This is a genomic window from Pseudogracilibacillus amylolyticus (SeqCode) (assembly GCF_051918545.1).
Lineage (GTDB): Bacteria > Bacillota > Bacilli > Bacillales > Amphibacillaceae > Pseudogracilibacillus.
The window spans coordinates 1-17400 of record NZ_JBPPZG010000006.1 but is presented as its reverse complement, the minus strand read 5'-3'; the positions used below and the strand labels follow the sequence as shown (position 1 = coordinate 17400).

The 17400-nt window shown below is 37.4% G+C and carries 17 protein-coding genes; 3 read left to right on the top strand and 14 right to left on the bottom strand.

Translation table 11 applies throughout. The annotated features are described in order from the left end of the window. Positions 1-29 precede the first annotated feature (29 nt). Positions 30-215 carry a hypothetical protein gene (locus ACPYKA_RS01305; protein ID WP_479540606.1) on the top strand — a complete coding sequence of 62 codons (186 nt, stop codon included), beginning with the start codon at positions 30-32 and terminating at the stop codon, positions 213-215. A gap of 63 nt (positions 216-278) precedes the next feature. Here the strand turns inward: ACPYKA_RS01305 and ACPYKA_RS01300 are convergent, their stop codons facing one another. The 3 genes from ACPYKA_RS01300 to ACPYKA_RS01290 form a co-directional block, all read right to left on the bottom strand. Further along, positions 279-668 carry a KGG domain-containing protein gene (locus ACPYKA_RS01300; RefSeq protein ID WP_479540605.1) on the bottom strand — a complete coding sequence of 130 codons (390 nt, stop codon included), beginning with the start codon at positions 666-668 and terminating at the stop codon, positions 279-281. 934 nt (positions 669-1602) lie between these two features. Continuing rightward, positions 1603-1761, bottom strand: coding sequence for a hypothetical protein (locus tag ACPYKA_RS01295; protein ID WP_479540604.1), 159 nt, complete (start codon positions 1759-1761; stop codon positions 1603-1605). 23 nt (positions 1762-1784) lie between these two features. Beyond that, positions 1785-3029, bottom strand: coding sequence for a hypothetical protein (locus ACPYKA_RS01290; protein ID WP_479540603.1), 1245 nt, complete (start codon positions 3027-3029; stop codon positions 1785-1787). 187 nt (positions 3030-3216) lie between these two features. On the opposite strand from ACPYKA_RS01290, the gene ACPYKA_RS01285 reads away from it, so the two are divergent. Beyond that, on the top strand, positions 3217-3672 hold the full coding sequence (locus tag ACPYKA_RS01285) for a hypothetical protein (RefSeq protein ID WP_479540602.1): 456 nt from the start codon (positions 3217-3219) through the stop codon (positions 3670-3672). A 132-nt stretch (positions 3673-3804) separates the two neighbouring features. Then, a complete protein-coding gene (locus ACPYKA_RS01280) occupies positions 3805-4167 on the top strand; it encodes a YflT domain-containing protein (RefSeq protein ID WP_479540601.1) in 363 nt (120 codons plus the stop codon). A gap of 77 nt (positions 4168-4244) precedes the next feature. Here ACPYKA_RS01280 and nhaC read toward each other — a convergent pair whose 3' ends face one another. The 11 genes from nhaC to ACPYKA_RS01225 form a co-directional block, all read right to left on the bottom strand. Further along, the gene (nhaC, locus tag ACPYKA_RS01275) at positions 4245-5690 is read right to left on the bottom strand and encodes a Na+/H+ antiporter NhaC (protein WP_479540600.1); all 1446 of its coding nucleotides are present in this window, start codon (positions 5688-5690) and stop codon (positions 4245-4247) included. 402 nt (positions 5691-6092) lie between these two features. Continuing rightward, positions 6093-7310, bottom strand: a complete 1218-nt coding sequence (locus ACPYKA_RS01270; protein ID WP_479540599.1) for a dihydrolipoamide acetyltransferase family protein — start codon at positions 7308-7310, stop codon at positions 6093-6095. Between the two features lie 15 nt (positions 7311-7325). Beyond that, positions 7326-8348 (bottom strand): alpha-ketoacid dehydrogenase subunit beta, encoded by a 1023-nt coding sequence (locus ACPYKA_RS01265; protein ID WP_479540631.1) that lies wholly within the window; start codon positions 8346-8348, stop codon positions 7326-7328. 2 nt (positions 8349-8350) lie between these two features. Beyond that, positions 8351-9409: a pyruvate dehydrogenase (acetyl-transferring) E1 component subunit alpha gene (gene pdhA / locus ACPYKA_RS01260; protein WP_479540598.1), complete on the bottom strand. Its 1059-nt coding sequence runs from the start codon at positions 9407-9409 to the stop codon at positions 8351-8353. Between the two features lie 36 nt (positions 9410-9445). Next, positions 9446-10585 carry a Leu/Phe/Val dehydrogenase gene (locus ACPYKA_RS01255; RefSeq protein ID WP_479540630.1) on the bottom strand — a complete coding sequence of 380 codons (1140 nt, stop codon included), beginning with the start codon at positions 10583-10585 and terminating at the stop codon, positions 9446-9448. Positions 10586-10587: 2 nt separating this feature from the next. Next, the gene (locus ACPYKA_RS01250; protein WP_479540597.1) at positions 10588-11007 is read right to left on the bottom strand and encodes a thioesterase family protein; all 420 of its coding nucleotides are present in this window, start codon (positions 11005-11007) and stop codon (positions 10588-10590) included. An 830-nt stretch (positions 11008-11837) separates the two neighbouring features. Next, the gene (locus ACPYKA_RS01245; RefSeq protein ID WP_479540596.1) at positions 11838-13049 is read right to left on the bottom strand and encodes a dihydrolipoamide acetyltransferase family protein; all 1212 of its coding nucleotides are present in this window, start codon (positions 13047-13049) and stop codon (positions 11838-11840) included. Between the two features lie 12 nt (positions 13050-13061). Next, entirely contained in the window at positions 13062-14078 is a 1017-nt protein-coding gene (locus ACPYKA_RS01240) for an alpha-ketoacid dehydrogenase subunit beta (protein WP_479540629.1), read from the bottom strand. A gap of 9 nt (positions 14079-14087) precedes the next feature. Next, entirely contained in the window at positions 14088-15149 is a 1062-nt protein-coding gene (pdhA, locus tag ACPYKA_RS01235; RefSeq protein WP_479540595.1) for a pyruvate dehydrogenase (acetyl-transferring) E1 component subunit alpha, read from the bottom strand. A 22-nt stretch (positions 15150-15171) separates the two neighbouring features. Beyond that, entirely contained in the window at positions 15172-16311 is a 1140-nt protein-coding gene (locus ACPYKA_RS01230) for a Leu/Phe/Val dehydrogenase (RefSeq protein WP_479540628.1), read from the bottom strand. Positions 16312-17111: 800 nt separating this feature from the next. Continuing rightward, the coding region (locus ACPYKA_RS01225; protein WP_479540594.1) for an FCD domain-containing protein at positions 17112-17400 on the bottom strand (289 nt) is incomplete at its 5' end.

Genomic DNA, 17400 nt, shown 5'->3' with positions numbered 1-17400 from the left:
AGATAATAGAGAAGGAAGGAGGGAGGAAAATGAACCAAGTTTCCTTGCTTTACCTAGCCTGTATTCTAGCTGGTTACGCATTAGCTAATCTACCAACTTCTGCGATAATTACTCCTGAATTGTCAAATATATTCACTATTATTGGTGGACTAATCATGATTATATTTGCAGTTGCATTAATCATTCAAGGCATAAGAGCAATTATAGGGAAATAGGGAAAGAAAAAAATAGAGACCGCGTAATTACGCGGTCTCCAGGGATGCGAATATATTTACTTTTTACATGTTTCTACGTTTACGGCTACGTTTTTTACCGCCCTTTTCTCCTATCTCTTCATAGAATTCGCGATCATGGTTTTTAGCTGTCGTTTTTCCACCTTTTTGACCTATTTCTTCATAAAATTCTCGGTCATGATTTTTGGCAGTTTCTTTTCCACCCTTTTGTCCTATTTCTTCATAGAATTCGCGGTCATGATTCCTTGCAGTCGCTTTTCCACCTTTTTGTCCTATTTCTTCGTAAAATTCTCGGTCATGGTTTCTGGAAGTTGCTTTTCCACCCTTTTGACCTATTTCTTCGTAAAATTCTCGGTCATGGTTCCTAGCAGTTGCTTTTCCACCCTTTTGACCCGCTTCTTCGACTGACATCTTTTTTCTATTCTTCTTAGCCATTAATAACAGCTCCTTTGAATAAGATTTAGGCATCATGTCCTTTGCCTTCAGTAGCTGTTATTCCACGTACAACATATGATAAACATATTTTTGGCAAAGATTGTCGATTTTTCTCCAATGTAACTCCTTAGAGCTTGTCATTATGCATTTCTATACAGTTTTATCAATTGTGTTAAAGAATTATTACAGATCTTTTCATTACAATTATCCATTCTAGTAGACGAAGATACTTTACTCTGAATAAAGATTAAATGTATTTTTTATAGATATTGACTCTTCATTTATATTTAGCTCTAACGACGACATAAAATAATTCACCGAAGCGTAAGGTGATAATCGTTTCACTACATGCTAAGTTGTTCGAAAAGATGTTGAGTCGATTCTTAACATGCTGAGTCGATCGAAATGATGACGAGTGGTTTCCTAACATGCTGAGTCGATCAAAATGATGTTGAGTGATTTCCTAACATGCTGAGTCGATCAAAATGATGACGAGTGGTTTCCTAACATGCTGAGTCGATCAAAATGATGACGAGTGGTTTCTTAACATGCTGAGTCGATCGAAAAGATGAAGAGTGGTTTCCTAACATGCTGAGTCGATCGAAATGATGCTGAGTCGTTTTTTAATATGCCGAGTCGATCGAAATGATGCTGAGTCGTTTTTTAACATGCCGAGTCGATCGAAATGATGCTGAGTCGTTTTTTAACATGCCGAGTCGCTCAAAAAGATGACGAGTGGTTTCCTAACATGCCGAGTCGATCGAAATGATGCTGAGTGGTTTCTAACATGCTGAGTCTAAAGCCGCACTTAATAGACTTGAAACAACATAGTCTACAATAACACCTAAAAATCCGAACTATTATACATTTCTTAAATAGAATTTGGGAATAGTTCGGATTAGTTTAGAACATAAAACTTTTGTTTCGACCACATTTATTCATCCATAAATTTTTCTTTCACTTTTTTCATAACTTTTTCTGCGGCAATTTCTTTTTCTTCTTTTTCTTTTCTTTTCAGCTCTAGTTCCATTCTGTCTTCATCCGATAGATTAAAATAACTTCCTTTGTTTGTGTTTTTACCTTCCCCTGCCATGCCCATTCTCCTTTCTATCCCATTTATTTTTGCTCAACAACTTGTTTTCGTTTCACCCAGACAAATCCTTCTCCTTTTGTTATTACAGCAACATCAATTGGTGGTCCAACAGATTCTGTTACTCTCGTTACACGTCTTTTAAAAGAGGTTAAATTGATGAGCGTTTCCGTCATTTCCGCCAGTTCTCTAACCGGAAGTGATCGAACTATTTCTAAAAGTGGTTGCATGTAATTATTTTCCTTATACTCTTCAACTGCATCTTCAATTGATTCATATATTGTATTACCCATTTTCTCAAGCGCTGTAACTTGTTCCTTTGTTAAAGAGATATTTAATAAATATTGCATCTGATCATGGTAATTTTTTAAAACTTTATCAAGAATTCCAAACATTGCATCTTCCATATTCGGCTCGATTCCATAAATAAATGAATTAATCATTTCTTTTTGGCCAAATGCAGATATTGATGTAGTACCATTATCTTGGTCGGATGTATAACTTATAATTTTTTCTTCTATTTTTTTATATTTTAATTGCCCAAAGACAAATCCTTCTAAACGATAGTTTAATAAATGAGGAAAAATTTCTTTTTCCCCATATCCCGCCATGACAAATCCACTGCTTCCATTACTAAAATAATCCCGTTTCACAACTTCAAATGCTAATTTGTACAATTCTTGTAAAAGTTCCTCCACTGTTTCAATTGGTATTATCTCTTTACATATTTCATCAATAATATGACGAAACTGTCTTTTAAAACTTTCAAACTCTAATTCAATCAATGCTTTTGTTTCTTTGTAATAAGCGACTTTTTTCTTTACGCAATCATAGATCCAGTCGGCAATATTCCGGTCATCAATTTGCATTCCTTTCTCTTCGTTTTCTTTCATCGTTTCCTCTACTTCTTTTACTATTTCTTTTAACGAATCAAAAAATAAACGATAGACGATGATTTCTTCAACTTCTTGATGATTATACTTCTTTTCTTCTTTAATAAATTCCAAAAAATGATTCATATAATCGGTAAGATTCATAAACTTTTCATCCCGTAATTCATCACTAAATGTTTTAATTATGATCTCCCATGGAACTTCCATAAATGAAGCTGAGCCATATACCATAATCCCAACTGGATGATTTTTTGACAAAGAGAATAGTTTGTTTGCCGAATTATATACCTTCCTAACCCCATCTTCTCCGCTAGTAATTGCACTATCCGCAGCCAATGATAAGCCACGTTTATTCATAATTACAATTTCGGCTGTCATTACAGTTTCATCCTTTCCTTACCTTGTTACTACTTGTATATCCCTCTTTTAAATAACTAAAACGAAAGTAGGTTAAATTATGTTTCTAGTGGGAATGGGTCTAGTAAAACTTCATTTTGGAAAGTAGGTATAAGATATTTTAGGGCTAGTCGATTTCATTAGTTTAATTATTTCGCTATTTATCATATTGCCAGTCGTTTCTCTCGTTAGAGAATTAGGATACTTATTTACAAGCAAAATATTTGGGGCAAAAGAAACGAAAGTAACTATCGGTTCTGGGCCTGTAGTTTTCAAACTTGGAGTATTTGAAGTACGCCGCTATTATTTTACTTATAGCTGGTGTTCATATAAGGATTTAAAAAAAGACTCCAAATTAACGCATATGATAATTTACGCATCACCAATTATTTCGACTCTTTTCATGGCATTAATTGTGAACAGTCTATTAGTTGAGGGAATTTTAGAAGCAAATTTTTGGCACCGATTTGTTTTTTATGCGTTCTATTTTGTATTATTTGATGCGATTCCCATCTATTATCCAGATGGACAACCAAGCAATGGCCGTGTTGTATATGATTTAATCCGTTATGGAAGAAAAACAGATTTCACTAAAAACGACCCTCAAAGTAAAATAAAAAAATGATTTATTAAAAATTTTTTGTTTAATTTTAAGGTGAGCGGGTATTGCTTACATAAGTCGACTTTGCAAAGTATAATTGCAGAATTCTGCAAAATTAAACAGTAAGGAATTGTTTTCTCTAAGGAGGAATTACACTTGAAGCCTAGCGTAAAAGAATTTACTGATGACCAAGCTTTAATTACAGAAGTTCAGGAACTGACTGCAAGAGGAGTTGACAGAACAGATTTATATGTTTTGACACATGATGACGATCGGACAAATCGACTTGCAGACAATGCTGATATTAATACGATTGGAATTGAAGAAGAAGGTCTCGGTTCAGCTGTAGGAAATATATTCCGACAAAAAGGTGACGAACTTCGGGAAAAATTACAAAACATGGGGTATTCTCCTTTCGAATCAGAAGAACTTGAAGAAAAACTTGATCAAGGGAAAGTGTTATTGTTAATTAATTATGATTCGATGACACCTCCTTCAGACAATTTACCAATGTATTAAAGAAAAAACTAGCACAACCATTTTTGGTTCGTGCTAGTTTTTTTCATTTATAGGTTTAATTTCTCGTCAAAAATTTTTTATACGATCGTATTTCCTTTCATATCGAGAGACACTTCTGGCTCCTGGTCTTCTTGCTCACTTGCTTCTATATAAGTAAGTGTTTTACCCGTATATCCATAAAAAACAGTTAAAATAGGACTTAATAAACAAAAGAATGCAAATGGTAAGTATGCAAGAGTTGATACGCCAAGTACACTTGTAATAAAGACTCCGCAAACACTCCAAGGAACAAGTGGATTCACAACTGTTCCGGCATCTTCAGACACTCTTGCTAAATTTAAATTGCTTAGGCCAACCTTCTTATATGAAGATGCGTACGCCTCACTAGTTAAAAGAATGGATAGATATTGTTCTCCAATTAAAACGTTAATTCCAATTGCCGTTAAAGCAGAAGATAAGATGACCGAGCTTACCTTTTTTAAAGCTGATTCAATGGCAGCAAGCAGCCTTGGAACAATGCCCAATGTAAATAATAATCCTCCAAGACTGAGGGCAAGCAATACTATTCCAATGGTAAACAGCATACTTTCCATCCCACCTCGGGTCAATAATGAATCGATTTCTTCAACACCAGTATTGGATGTGAATCCACCAAATAAAATCCCCATAATTTCCCCAAGCGGCTTCGGCCCATTAAATAAGGAAACGATAATCGCACTAACAGAACCAGCTGCAAGGGCGAGTAGTGCGGGTGCTTTTTTAAGCGAAAATATTAATAAAACTACGATTGGAATAACTCCTCCATACCAACTAACAAGCCCTGTGTCCATTAAACCTTGTTTGAATACTTCCATTTCTCCAAAATTAGCTCCCGATATATTTGGCGAAAGAACCGCAAATAAAATGAGTGAGATAATAAATGCAGGTATAGTTGTCCATCCCATATTTTTAATATGGTCAAATAAATCAACTTGCAAAATAGATGAAGCCATATTCGTTGTATCTGATAATGGCGACATTTTATCACCGAAAAATGCTCCCGATACAATAGCACCTGCCGTCATCGCCAATGAAACATCAATTGCGCTAGAAATTCCAATGAACGCTACACCAATAGTTCCGACAGTCGTTAATGAACTTCCAACACTTATTCCAATAATGGATGTAACAATAAAAACAATTGCTAAATAAAATTTAGGTGTTACTAATTCAAAGCCAACATAGACCAAAGTCGGAATTGTCCCACCTAACATCCATGACGCTATTAATATCCCAATGAAGAAAAATAAAAACGTAGCGGCCATTCCTGCTTTAGCTCCGTCTGTTATTCCATTTTCAAGTTCTTTATAAGAGACTCCTTTTATCAAGCCATATATAACTAAAAACAGCATAGAAATAACGATTGGAATATGGGGAACCGTTTCTAAAAAAATAATACTTGAACTAATAATTGCTATCACAGCAAGTGTAACTAGAATTGCTTCACCCAATTTTGGGGTTTGTACTGCTTTTATACGAAACATAGGACATCTCCTTAATTTTCTTCAATATTCTAAATGCTTTTATCGTTTACTCGTAAGTTAAGAATTTTAAAATTGTTATACTACTATGTTAAATGATGTCATTATGGAATGTAAACTTTAGTATTCCGTTTATTCCTCCTTTCAAAATTTCATTAGATAATATGCCGCCTTTTCAGGTATACTACTCCATTTAATAATCCCCCATTAAACATATATAATATCGTATATGTTTGTCGGCATGAATTTGTATTAACCTAACATTATTTGTCATATTAAATTCTTTTCCACTTCATGATAGCGCATTCATTTCGGGGACAGGCAGCAATCATCTTTTCATTTAATCAAGCAGTATATTCCTTCAGAGGTTTTGGAAGGAATATACGCATTAATTAAGGCAAACTACTATACCAATTCGATTAAAAGCTTATTCGGTTGTTCGATTAATTCAACAAATCGATTCGTGAATCTCACAGAATCTGCACCATCAGCAACCCGGTGGTCGAAGGACAGAGAAATATTCATAATATCGCGAACTTCCATGTCACCATTATCCATTATGACCGGTGTTTTTTTCGTTTTGTGAAAGGCCATAATTCCAGTTTGTGGATGATTTATAATCGGCGTTGCACCAACTCCACCCAAAGGTCCAACATTACTAATCGTAAATGTACCATTTTTCATTTCATCTGCACTTAGTTTCCCTTGTTGCGCTTTTTCAGTTAAATCTTTCATTTCTATCTGAATTTGTTGTAACGATTTTCCGCCTATATTTTTTAAAACAGGTACTAATAAGCCTGCTTCGGTGTCTGTTGCAAGACCGATATTGACAACTTTATATAATTGAATAACTTCCTTTTCTTCATTAAGTTCCGCATTAAAGATCGGGTAATCTTTTAACGCAATCGCTAAAGCTTTCAAAAAGAAAGCAACTACTGAAATATGTTTATCGGATGCTTTTAACTCCTTGCGAAACTCCAATAGATTTGTTAAATCAACCTCTTCAAAATGGGTTACATGTGGAATCGTCTGAACAGAATAGCTTAAATTTTTTGCAATTTGTTTACGTATCCCTTTAAACGAAATAATATCTGGTTCCACTTCTAACTGCGTATTTTCAACTGTTGTCTGTACTATTGGGTCTTCTTTTGGCTGATCTTGATTGATAAAATTATACACATCTTCTTCCGTGACCCGTCCGTTTTTACCGGTTCCAATAATTTGCTCAATATCAACTCCATGTTCACGAGCAATTTTTCGTGTATAAGGAGCTGCTTTTACATGATTAATTCGATTTGTCGGTGTAAATGTCTCCGTATCCGTTTTTTGTTGGAGCGTTTTTTTCGTTTGCTGTTCCATAGCCGGAGCCGCCTGTTTTTTTGTTTTTTCTTTCCCATCATCTATTTCTAAAATCGTAGTCCCTACGGTAATCGTTTCGCCAGGTTTAAAATGAATAGCCTCCACTTTTCCCGCAACTGGAGATGGGATTTCTGCAACCATTTTATCTGTTTGCATTTCTACTAAAGGTTGATCTACAGCAACTTCATCACCGACTTGGACAAAATAATGTAGAATTTCTCCCTCGGTCATTCCTTCACCAATATCATGAAACTTAACATCCAAATGTTTCACCCCCTACTAAAATTCCACTACTTTTTTAATCGCTTCTTTTACACGATCAGCAGTTGGTAAATAATCATTTTCAATTGCAAACAATGGAACAGGAACATCGAATCCAGTTACTCGTTCAATCGGAGCTTTCAAATATAAAAATGACGTATCATTTATAACGGAAGTAATCTCACTACCTACCCCACCTGTTGCATGAGCTTCATGGACAATAACAACACGTCCTGTTTTTTGTACAGACTTTGCAATGATATCTTTATCTAATGGATATAATGTTCGTAAATCAATGACGTCACAAGAAATACCTTGTTCCTTCATTTCATTAGCTGCCTGTTCAGCAATAGGAACCATTGCTCCCCATGCAAAAACGGTAACATCTTCCCCTGTTTCGATTGTTGCACCCTTTCCTAGTTTGATTGAATATTTTTCAGCTGGAACATCCATCCTTTTCCCTCGGTACAAACGCATTGGTTCTAAAAATAAAACTGGGTCGGGATCTTCAATTGCTGCAATTAAAAGACCTTTTGCATCATATGCATTGGACGGACAGACAACTTTTATTCCAGGCATATGTGTAAAAAGTGCTTCAACACTATCTGAATGTATTTCTGGTGATCTTACTCCAGCACCATAAGGAGCACGGATTACCATTGGCAAATTATAATGTCCCATTGTTCTTGAACGAGTTCGTGTAACGTGTGTGGCAATTTGTTCATAAGCCGGATAAATAAAACCAAGAAATTGAATTTCGACAACTGGTTTTAAGCCATTTAAAGCCATTCCGACGGCAGTTCCAACAAATCCTGCTTCACTTAGTGGAGTATCAATGACACGACGCTCCCCAAACTCTTTTTGCAATCCATCTGTTGCTCTGAAGACTCCGCCGTTTACACCAATATCTTCTCCGAGCAGTAAAACGTTCTCATCTTCTTGTAGCATCGTTTTAAGCCCTTCATTAACTCCTTGGATTAATGTGAGAGAATTATGCTCTACATTTATTTGCTCTACTTGATTTTTAACTGTACTTATCATCATTATCCTATCCTTCCTAGCAACGCTTCTTTTTGTTCAGCAATTGTCCAAGTCGGTTCCTCAAACACATAATCAAACATATCAGCAGGATTTGGTTTCTCGAAAGCTTCCATTCTATCAATCGCATTATTTAGTTCTATTTCTATTTCATCCTCCATATTCTTTATCCAGTCTTTATCCCACATATGTAGATTTTTCATTAGACGTTCTACCCGAGATAAAGGGTCTAATCGTTCACGTTTTTCGTCTATTTTTTCTTGATTACGGTATTTCGTTGGATCATCTGCTGTTGTATGGGGGCCAAATCGTATTGTTACCGCTTCAATTAATGTTGGCCCTTCACCACGACGTGCCCGATCAAGCGCCTCTTTTACTGCAAGATAAACAGCAAATACGTCCATCCCGTCTACACGGATTCCGGGAATACCGTAAGAAACTGCTTTTTGGGCAATCGTCTCGGAGTTCATTTGTTTTTCAATCGGAACAGAAATCGCATATCCATTATTTTGATTAAAGAAAACGACAGGTGCTTTAAATACACTTGCTATATTCATGCCTTCGTGAAAATCGCCTTCTGAAGTGGCACCATCTCCAAAGTAAACGATAGAACAATTATTAGTCCCCTTATATACTTCCGCCATCGCAGCGCCAGTAGCATGAGGAAGTTGGGTAGCAATCGGTATCGCTGCAGGGAAAATCTTTTTAGTTAGTGATGGGACACAACCCTCTACTCTGCCGTTCCAATGAAGCAGTAACCTATCCAAATCTGCTCCAAACGTTAATGTTGCCCCGTGATCACGGTAAGTAGGAAACATCCAGTCCTCGTCGTTCAAAGCTAATGCGCTGCCTACTTGTGATGCTTCTTGTCCTTCAAACGGTACATATGTCCCAATTCTACCCTGTCGTTGTAGTGCCTTTCCTTTTTTATCGTATGTACGTAAACGCAGCATATTATAATAGAATGTTTTTACTTGTTCTTCTTTTACCTCTGATTGATAATGTTCTGAAACGAGCTGTCCCGTTTCATCAACTACTGTCATTAAAGGATATTTCTCCTTCATCTATAATCTTCCTTTCACTTAGATTGCTTCACTAATTTATTTTTGGATATTCCATTTCGGTCTTAGCGTGCGACTAAAAAAACTATTTCGATTTTTTTGCTCGTGCAAAACTTTTTGACACTTTTGATCTGCTGCTTCTACGGTGGATATTTTCTGCTGTTTTGCCTGATCGTATATGTCTAAGAGTAGGTCATAGATCGCTTTCGTTTTAAGTAACACTCGCTCTTTATTTACACCGTATAATTCATCAGATACTTGAATTAGCCCTCCAGCGTTTACGATATAATCGGGTGCATAAAGTATTCCTTTATCCATTAATTGTTCAACTAAACCTGTATGCGCTAGCTGGTTATTAGCCGATCCGACAATAGCTTTTACTTTTAACTGAGCAATAGTTTGTTCATTAATAATTGCCCCCATTGCACAAGGGACGAATATATCTGCATCCACGGAATAAATATCCTCACTCGAAACAACAGTTACTGTTCTATTAAACTCATTTCCTTTTTCCTGGATCTTTGTCAATACATCTTCATGGATATCTGTTACATACAAGTCGGCACCCACTTTTAATAAATGCTCTGCGACTTTAAAACCTACTTTTCCTAAGCCTTGAATGGCATATTTTTTTCCACCTAACGATTTGTCCCCAAACAAATAATAATTCGTTGCTTCTAATGCATAAATAACGCCTTGGGATGTCGGGATTGATGAATCGCCCCCTCCACCATATGCTTCAGGAATTCCATTAATAAAATTCGTTTCTTTTAAAGCGTGGACAAAATCATCCATTGTCGTTCCCATATCTGTACCTGTATAAAAACGTCCATTTAGAGAGTCAACAAATTGACCGAACGCCCTAAATAATGCAGGAGATTTATCTGTTTTTGGATCACCAATAATAACAGCTTTACCACCGCCAAAATCGATATCTGCTGCCGCACATTTATAAGTCATTCCTTCCGATAAACGTAAAACATCTTCCAGGGCTTCTTCAACACTTTCATAAGGATACATACGTGTACCGCCTAAAGCTGGGCCAAGCGTTGTATCATGAATCGCAATGATTGCTTGTAGGCCAGTAACCGGGTCGTTACAAAACATCACTTGCTCATGACCTGCTATTTTTTTAAAAATATCTTCTTGTTGTAATTTTGTTTTTTCTAATTGCATCATCTTCATTTAACCCCTTCCAATATTTCATTTCTAATTGATTTTTCAATCTTACTTTCTATCAAATTTTTGGCAAGGATTCCTTGAACTACTTCTCCTTCACCAATTGGACCGAGTGAGTTTGTCGCAGTTATTTTTGTAACAACTTTTCTTTCCGTAACATCTGTTACAGTAGCAGTAATCTCTACCTGTGTTCCAAGTCCTGATGGAGCTAAGTGTTTAAGTGAAACAACCGCACCCATTCCTTCTTCATTTTCTTCTAAATGTGGGAGTAATAGTTTTCTAGAAACCAACTCCATATGATAAACCAAAGCTACCGTTGAATATGTTGGATGTACTAACTCACCATCAAATTTAGCCAACATTTCCTCGGTTACTTCAACCGTGATTGATTCCTTTAACCCAACTTTCATTGAATCTTTCATGCTATCATCCTCCAACAGCTTATATTTGTATCCGTTTTCAATGACTTAAAACGTAAAATGAATTAAATATATGATTTAATATATCTTATCTGTTTTCAGTATATTTGGTTAACGGTTAACTGTCAACAGTAAACTGTAATTTAAGTTAAAAAAGTAGAATGGAACATGCCGAAAACGTTCCACTCTAAAGACGAACGTAGAGAAATCGATGATTAAAATATTACTATTTTAACGGTCAGTCCTTATTTCGTTGTTGAAGTAAACTGTGCAGTAAATTCGGACAGTAATTAACCACCGCTACGGAAATACATTCCGCTTTCCGCAGGCGGCTGATGAGCCTTCCTTGTGCTACGCACTGCGTTGTCTCACCTAGGCCTTTCCTCCTGCAGGAGTCTCCATGTATTTCCTCCGCTAGAACAGTTGCTTTGAATAAATGACCAAAGTTTACTTTTCCAACTAGCGTAGGTAGAATACGAAGACTCCTACGGGAAAAGCACATGTCTGAAGACCCCGCAGCGGTGGTCTTTCCGCGAGGCAGGTTAAGTGCGCGACGTCCTATCGCAACACCTGCACTTGCACGTCCTGTGCTTCGGAGGCTGAAGCCGTGCCCGTGGAAAGCGAAGTATTCTGCCGAAGCGGTATTTTACGTTGCAACTTTGTTTAGATATTTACAGAACCATATTACTTCGAGTTACTACACAGTTTATGGAAATTAGTAATGAAAAAAATCCAAACTAATATAAACTTTAATGAAGAAAGTTTGTATTATAGTTCGGATTTTTTGTGGCTAATACACTTTTATTTCACTCAATTTGAAAACCTGAAAGTATTTAAATCAGCTCCATAAATAATCTTTTTGGTTCTTCAATCAGTTCAATAAAACGATTAGTAAATCGGACGGAATCCGCACCGTCTGCAACACGATGATCAAAAGATAATGAAATATTCATCATGGATCGAATCGCAATTTCATCATCTTTCATCACAACCGGAACCCGCTTCGTTTTATGAAATGCCATAATGCCTGTTTGAGGATGATTAATAATTGGTGTTGCCCACGTCCCTCCTAATGGACCGACATTGCTGATCGTAAATGTTCCACCTTGCATATCTTTTACCGTTAATTTTCCTTGTTGTGCTTTTTCAGTTAATTGTTTCATTTCATTATGAGTTTCCCGCAATGACTTTTTATCGACATCACGGAGGACAGGAACAAGCAATCCAGCCTCCGTATCTGTAGCGAGACCAATATGATAAGCTTTATGCAAGCGTATAATTTCCTGTTCTTCATCGAGTTCTGCATTAAAGACCGGATAATCTTTAAGTGCTATCACTAATGCTTTTAAGAAAAATGGAACGATTGAAATATCTTTACCAACCGCTTTTAATTCTTTCCGATACGTTTGTAAATTTGTAATATCTACCTCATCAAAATGCGTTACATGGGGTATAGTGCGAACTGATCGTGTTAAATTAGTAGCAATTTGTTTACGGATTCCTTTAAATGGAACTTCCTCTACTTCGGTTTTCTCATGTATTATTGTTTGTTGGACATCTTCTTTAGTGGCTTTTTGTTTTTGTTGATTCATGAATGCATAAACATCTTCTTCGGTAACACGTCCGGCACGCCCTGTACCTGTTATTTTTTCGATATCTACTCCTAATTCACGCGCTATTTTTCTCGTATAAGGTGCAGCTAAAATTCCATTATACCGCTTCGGCAGTGAGCTTCTTTTTTTACCGGCTCGTTCTATATCTAGTTTTTCCGACTCTTGTTGTTTTTTTTCTGCTACCGGTACCGCCTGTTTTTTCCCATCATCAATAACCATAATTGTTTCTCCAACCGTAATCGTATCTCCTGGTTTAAAAAATAGCTTTGTCACTTTTCCTGCAACTGGGGAAGGGATTTCTGCAACCATCTTATCTGTCTGGATTTCCAGTAAGGGTTCATCAACTCCTATCTGGTCACCGACTTTCACGAAAAAATTTACTATTTCCCCTTCTGTCATTCCTTCGCCAATGTCGTGAAATTTAACTTCCAAACCCTCCACCCCCTAGAATTCAACCGAATTTTTTATAGCGTCTTTGACCCGCTCCGGTGTCGGTACATAATCATGTTCGAGCGAAAAGAAAGGAACAGGTACATCGAATCCAGTAACACGTTCAATTGGAGATTTTAAATATAAAAAAGACGTATCGTTAATGATTGACGTAATTTCACTTCCTACTCCACCAGTTTCGTGAGCTTCATGGACAATGACTGCCCTGCCTGTTTTTTGTACAGATGCCGCAATAATATCTTTATCAAGTGGATAAAGGGTACGTAAGTCAATTACGTCAGAAGAAATACCTTCTGCCTCTAATGCTTGCGCTGCTTTTTCTGCTACAGGAACCATCGCCCCCCAAGCAAAGACAGAAACATCTTCCCCTTCTTTTACATAGGAGCCTTTTCCAATTTCAACCGTATATTTCTCACTAGGAACCTCTTTACGTGTACCTCTGTACAATCGCATCGGTTCAAGAAATAACACTGGATCCGGATCTTCAATCGCTGCAATGAGTAAGCCTTTTGCATCGTACGCATTAGAAGGGCAGACAACTTTTATTCCTGGCATATGGGTAAAAAGCGCTTCAACACTGTCTGAATGGATTTCTGGGGCACCAACTCCCGCTCCGTATGGCGCCCTGATTACCATTGGCAAACTGTATAATCCTAATGTCCGAGAACGCATGCGTGATACATGTGTTGCGATTTGCTCATATGCTGGATAAATAAACCCAAGAAACTGAATCTCTACAACTGGTTTCAACCCATTTAATGCCATCCCGACTGCCGTACCAACGAATCCTGCTTCACTAAGTGGAGTGTCGATTACCCGATTCTCTCCATATTCTTTTTGTAGTCCTTCTGTTGCCCTAAAAACTCCACCATTTACTCCAATATCCTCCCCAAGCAATAATACATTTTCATCATAGGCTAGCATCGTCTTTAATCCATCATTAATAGCTTGAATAACATTGTATTTGTTTTGCTTCGAGGTCATCTTTTGTTCTGTTATTCTATTATCCATCATGACCATTTACGAACCACTCCTTCCTAATAATGCTTCTTTCTGTTCTTGAATTGTCCAAGGAGCTTTTTCAAATACATAATCAAACATATCGGCAGGATTTGGTTTATCAAAATACTCCATCTGTTCTACCGCATCGTTTATTTCGGTTTCGATTTCCTTCCGTGTTTGGTCAATCCAAGCTTCATCCCACATACCATTATTTTTCATTACGCGTTCTAATCGTAAAATTGGATCAACCTCATCCCGGATTTGCTCAATCTTTTCTTGATCACGATATTTAGTCGGGTCATCCGCCGTCGTGTGGGCACCGAAGCGTAAGACGACTGCTTCAATTAACGTTGGTCCATCCCCACGCCGTGCTCGTTCAAGCGCTTCTTTTACAGCAAGATAAACAGCAAATACATCCATTCCATCGACCCGAACTCCCGGTATCCCATAGCTGATCGCTTTTTGGGCAATGGTCTCTGAATTCATCTGTTTTTCTATTGGTACCGAAATTGCATAACCATTATTTTGGTTAAAAAAGACGACAGGCGCTTTAAATACACTGGCTATATTTATCCCTTCATGAAAATCGCCTTCAGAGGTTGCTCCGTCTCCAAAATAGGCGATACTGGCATGTTTTGTTCCTCTATACATTTCAGCCATTGCCGCACCAGTCGCATGTGGAAGGTGAGTAGCGATTGGAACTGATGCGGGTAATATACGTTTTGTTAAAGATGGAACAGCCCCTTCCACCCGTCCACTCCAGTAGAGTAATAGACGATGTAGTTCCGCACCAAACGCAAGCGCTGCTCCGTGATCTCGGTAAGTCGGAAACATCCAATCCTTTTCATCTAAAGCGAGAGCGCTCCCTACTTGGGCCCCTTCTTGCCCTTCAAAAGGCACATATGTCCCAATTCGACCTTGCCTTTGCAACGCCCTTCCTCTCCTATCGTACGTTCGGAGGCGCAGCATATGATAGTAGAATTTCTTGATTTTTTCTTCTGTAATATAAGACTCATATTCTTCTGATACAATATTACCCGCTTGATCTATCAACTGCATCAAAGGAAATTTATCCTTCATTTTAAGCTATCATCCTCTCCATTTATTTATCAAAATTCCATTTTGGCCTTTTCAATCGGCTAAAAAAGTTATTACGGTTTTTCTGTTCCTCCAATGTTTTTTGACATTTTCGGTTAGCCGCTTCTAATGTTGAAATACTTTCTAACGCTGCCTGTTCATAAATTTCTAATAAGGATGAAAAGATAGTTTTTGTTTTATTGAGCACTCTTTCTTGATTTGCTCCATATAATTCATCTGCAACGGAAATTAATCCACCTGCATTTACAATATAATCTGGTGCATATAAGATATTTCTTTGGTGTAGTTCATCGATGAGGGATTCATATTTTAATTGGTTGTTTGCAGAACCTACGATGGCTTTTACTGTTAGTTGAGGTATTGTCTGATTATTGAGGATTCCGCCCATCGCACAAGGGATAAAAATGTCTGCTTCTACAGAGTAAATATCATCACTTTTCACAACCGTTACAGGATTTCCTAACTTTTTTCCGATTTGTTCAATTTCCATTATTGCTTGCTTATTAAGATCAGCCACAATAACATTTGCACCATCTTCTAATAGGTGCTTACATACTTTAAAACCGACTTTTCCAAGACCTTGGATCGCATATGTTTTGCCAGTTAATGTTTCATCATCAAATAAATACTTATTCGTCGCTTTAAGGGCATGGAGAACTCCGATTGCAGTGGGAATGGAAGTATCTCCCCCACCACCATATGCTTCGGGTATACCGCTAATAAAATTCGTCTCTTTCAATGCTTGCACAAAATCATCCATTGTCGTACCCATATCCGTCCCAGTGTAAAAACGTCCATTTAATGATTCAACATACTGTCCAAAAGAGCGAAAAAGAGCCGGTGACTTATCGGTTTGTGGATCTCCAATAATTACTGCTTTTCCTCCCCCGAAATCTAAATCTGCTGCTGCACATTTATATGTCATTCCTTCAGATAAACGGAGCACATCATCAAGTGCTGCCTCAACACTTTCGTACGGATACATACGAGTTCCACCTAAAGCAGGTCCAAGTGATGTATCGTGAATAGCAATAATTGCCCTCAGTCCGGTTTTGGGATCATTACAAAACATCACTTGCTCGTGATCGGAAATTTTTTCGAATATATCTTTCTCTTTTATTTTCGATTTTTCCAATTGTTCCATCATGCTTATCCCCTCCCAATTCGATCTTTCAGTTGGAACATCCCTGTATGAAAGCGGATACATTTTATCCTGAAATTTAGTTCTTAAAACTATTGCAGCAAATAAGCTAATTTAGAGTTTCCAACTTATCCCTAATTTTACTCTTAGTATATGCGGTTAACGGTTAACTGTCAACCGCATATACCGAAAGAAAAAATCTTATTTCAGGCAAAATAAGATTTTCTTTGACTAGTATTGCGTGTTTAAAACAGCAAGATTTGACCGCGACACCTTCCAGCGGACAAGTATTTGTTCAAAAACGGTGAGATTTGTCCGAGGCAACTTCCAACAGACAAATAGTTGTTTAAAAACGGCAAGATTTGTCCGAGGCATCTTCCAGCAGACAAATAGTTGTTTAAAAACGGCAAGATTTGTCCGAGGCATCTTCCAGCAGACAAATAGTTGTTCAAAAACGGTGAGATTTGACCGCGACACCTTCCAGCGGACAAGTATTTGTTCAAAAACGGTGAGATTTGTCCGAGGCACCTTCCAGCGGACAAGTATTTGTTCAAAAACGGCGAGATTTGTCCGTGGCACATTCCAGCAGACAAATAGTTATTCAAAAACGGCAGGATTTGTCCGAGGCAACGCCGACACTAGCACGTCCTGTACGTTGAAAGTTCGAGACGGCGAAGCTCCCGACAGTGGACTTCCACAGGATGTGGTGACTTCGACGTTCGACACAGGACGTATCGGTATTTAGTCGAAGTTCCCCTAATGCAGTGTCATTTTTACCGGACTTTTTGAACATCCTTTAGTAATTAATTAATTTGTTTTAGGACGCCGTCTAGCCCTCGTTTAATATGTTCACTCATCATTTGAACTGCTTTCGGTTCATCTTTGTTCTGGATTGCTTCAAATAATCTTTCATGTTCTTCTAATAGAGTTGGATAAAATGTAGCACCTACCATACTATTTCGCATATAATGAATTTTTGTTTTAATCATATTTAACATCTGAATTAAATGTTTATTTTTCGAAGCTTCTATGATTATCGTATGGAATTGTTGATCCAGTTGTTTCAATGCTGGTGCTTTATCGACCATTTCT

Excerpts from the sequence above, each read along its gene's own strand:
- ACPYKA_RS01305 (WP_479540606.1), top strand. The coding sequence starts at position 30 with ATGAACCAAGTTTCCTTGCTTTACCTAGCCTGTATTCTAGCTGGTTAC.
- ACPYKA_RS01300 (WP_479540605.1), bottom strand. The coding sequence starts at position 668 with ATGGCTAAGAAGAATAGAAAAAAGATGTCAGTCGAAGAAGCGGGTCAA.
- ACPYKA_RS01295 (WP_479540604.1), bottom strand. The coding sequence starts at position 1,761 with ATGGCAGGGGAAGGTAAAAACACAAACAAAGGAAGTTATTTTAATCTA.
- ACPYKA_RS01290 (WP_479540603.1), bottom strand. The coding sequence starts at position 3,029 with ATGACAGCCGAAATTGTAATTATGAATAAACGTGGCTTATCATTGGCT.
- nhaC (WP_479540600.1), bottom strand. The coding sequence starts at position 5,690 with ATGTTTCGTATAAAAGCAGTACAAACCCCAAAATTGGGTGAAGCAATT.
- ACPYKA_RS01265 (WP_479540631.1), bottom strand. The coding sequence starts at position 8,348 with ATGATAAGTACAGTTAAAAATCAAGTAGAGCAAATAAATGTAGAGCAT.
- pdhA (WP_479540598.1), bottom strand. The coding sequence starts at position 9,409 with ATGAAGGAGAAATATCCTTTAATGACAGTAGTTGATGAAACGGGACAG.
- ACPYKA_RS01255 (WP_479540630.1), bottom strand. The coding sequence starts at position 10,585 with ATGATGCAATTAGAAAAAACAAAATTACAACAAGAAGATATTTTTAAA.
- ACPYKA_RS01250 (WP_479540597.1), bottom strand. The coding sequence starts at position 11,007 with ATGAAAGATTCAATGAAAGTTGGGTTAAAGGAATCAATCACGGTTGAA.
- ACPYKA_RS01240 (WP_479540629.1), bottom strand. The coding sequence starts at position 14,078 with ATGGATAATAGAATAACAGAACAAAAGATGACCTCGAAGCAAAACAAA.
- pdhA (WP_479540595.1), bottom strand. The coding sequence starts at position 15,149 with ATGAAGGATAAATTTCCTTTGATGCAGTTGATAGATCAAGCGGGTAAT.
- ACPYKA_RS01230 (WP_479540628.1), bottom strand. The coding sequence starts at position 16,311 with ATGGAACAATTGGAAAAATCGAAAATAAAAGAGAAAGATATATTCGAA.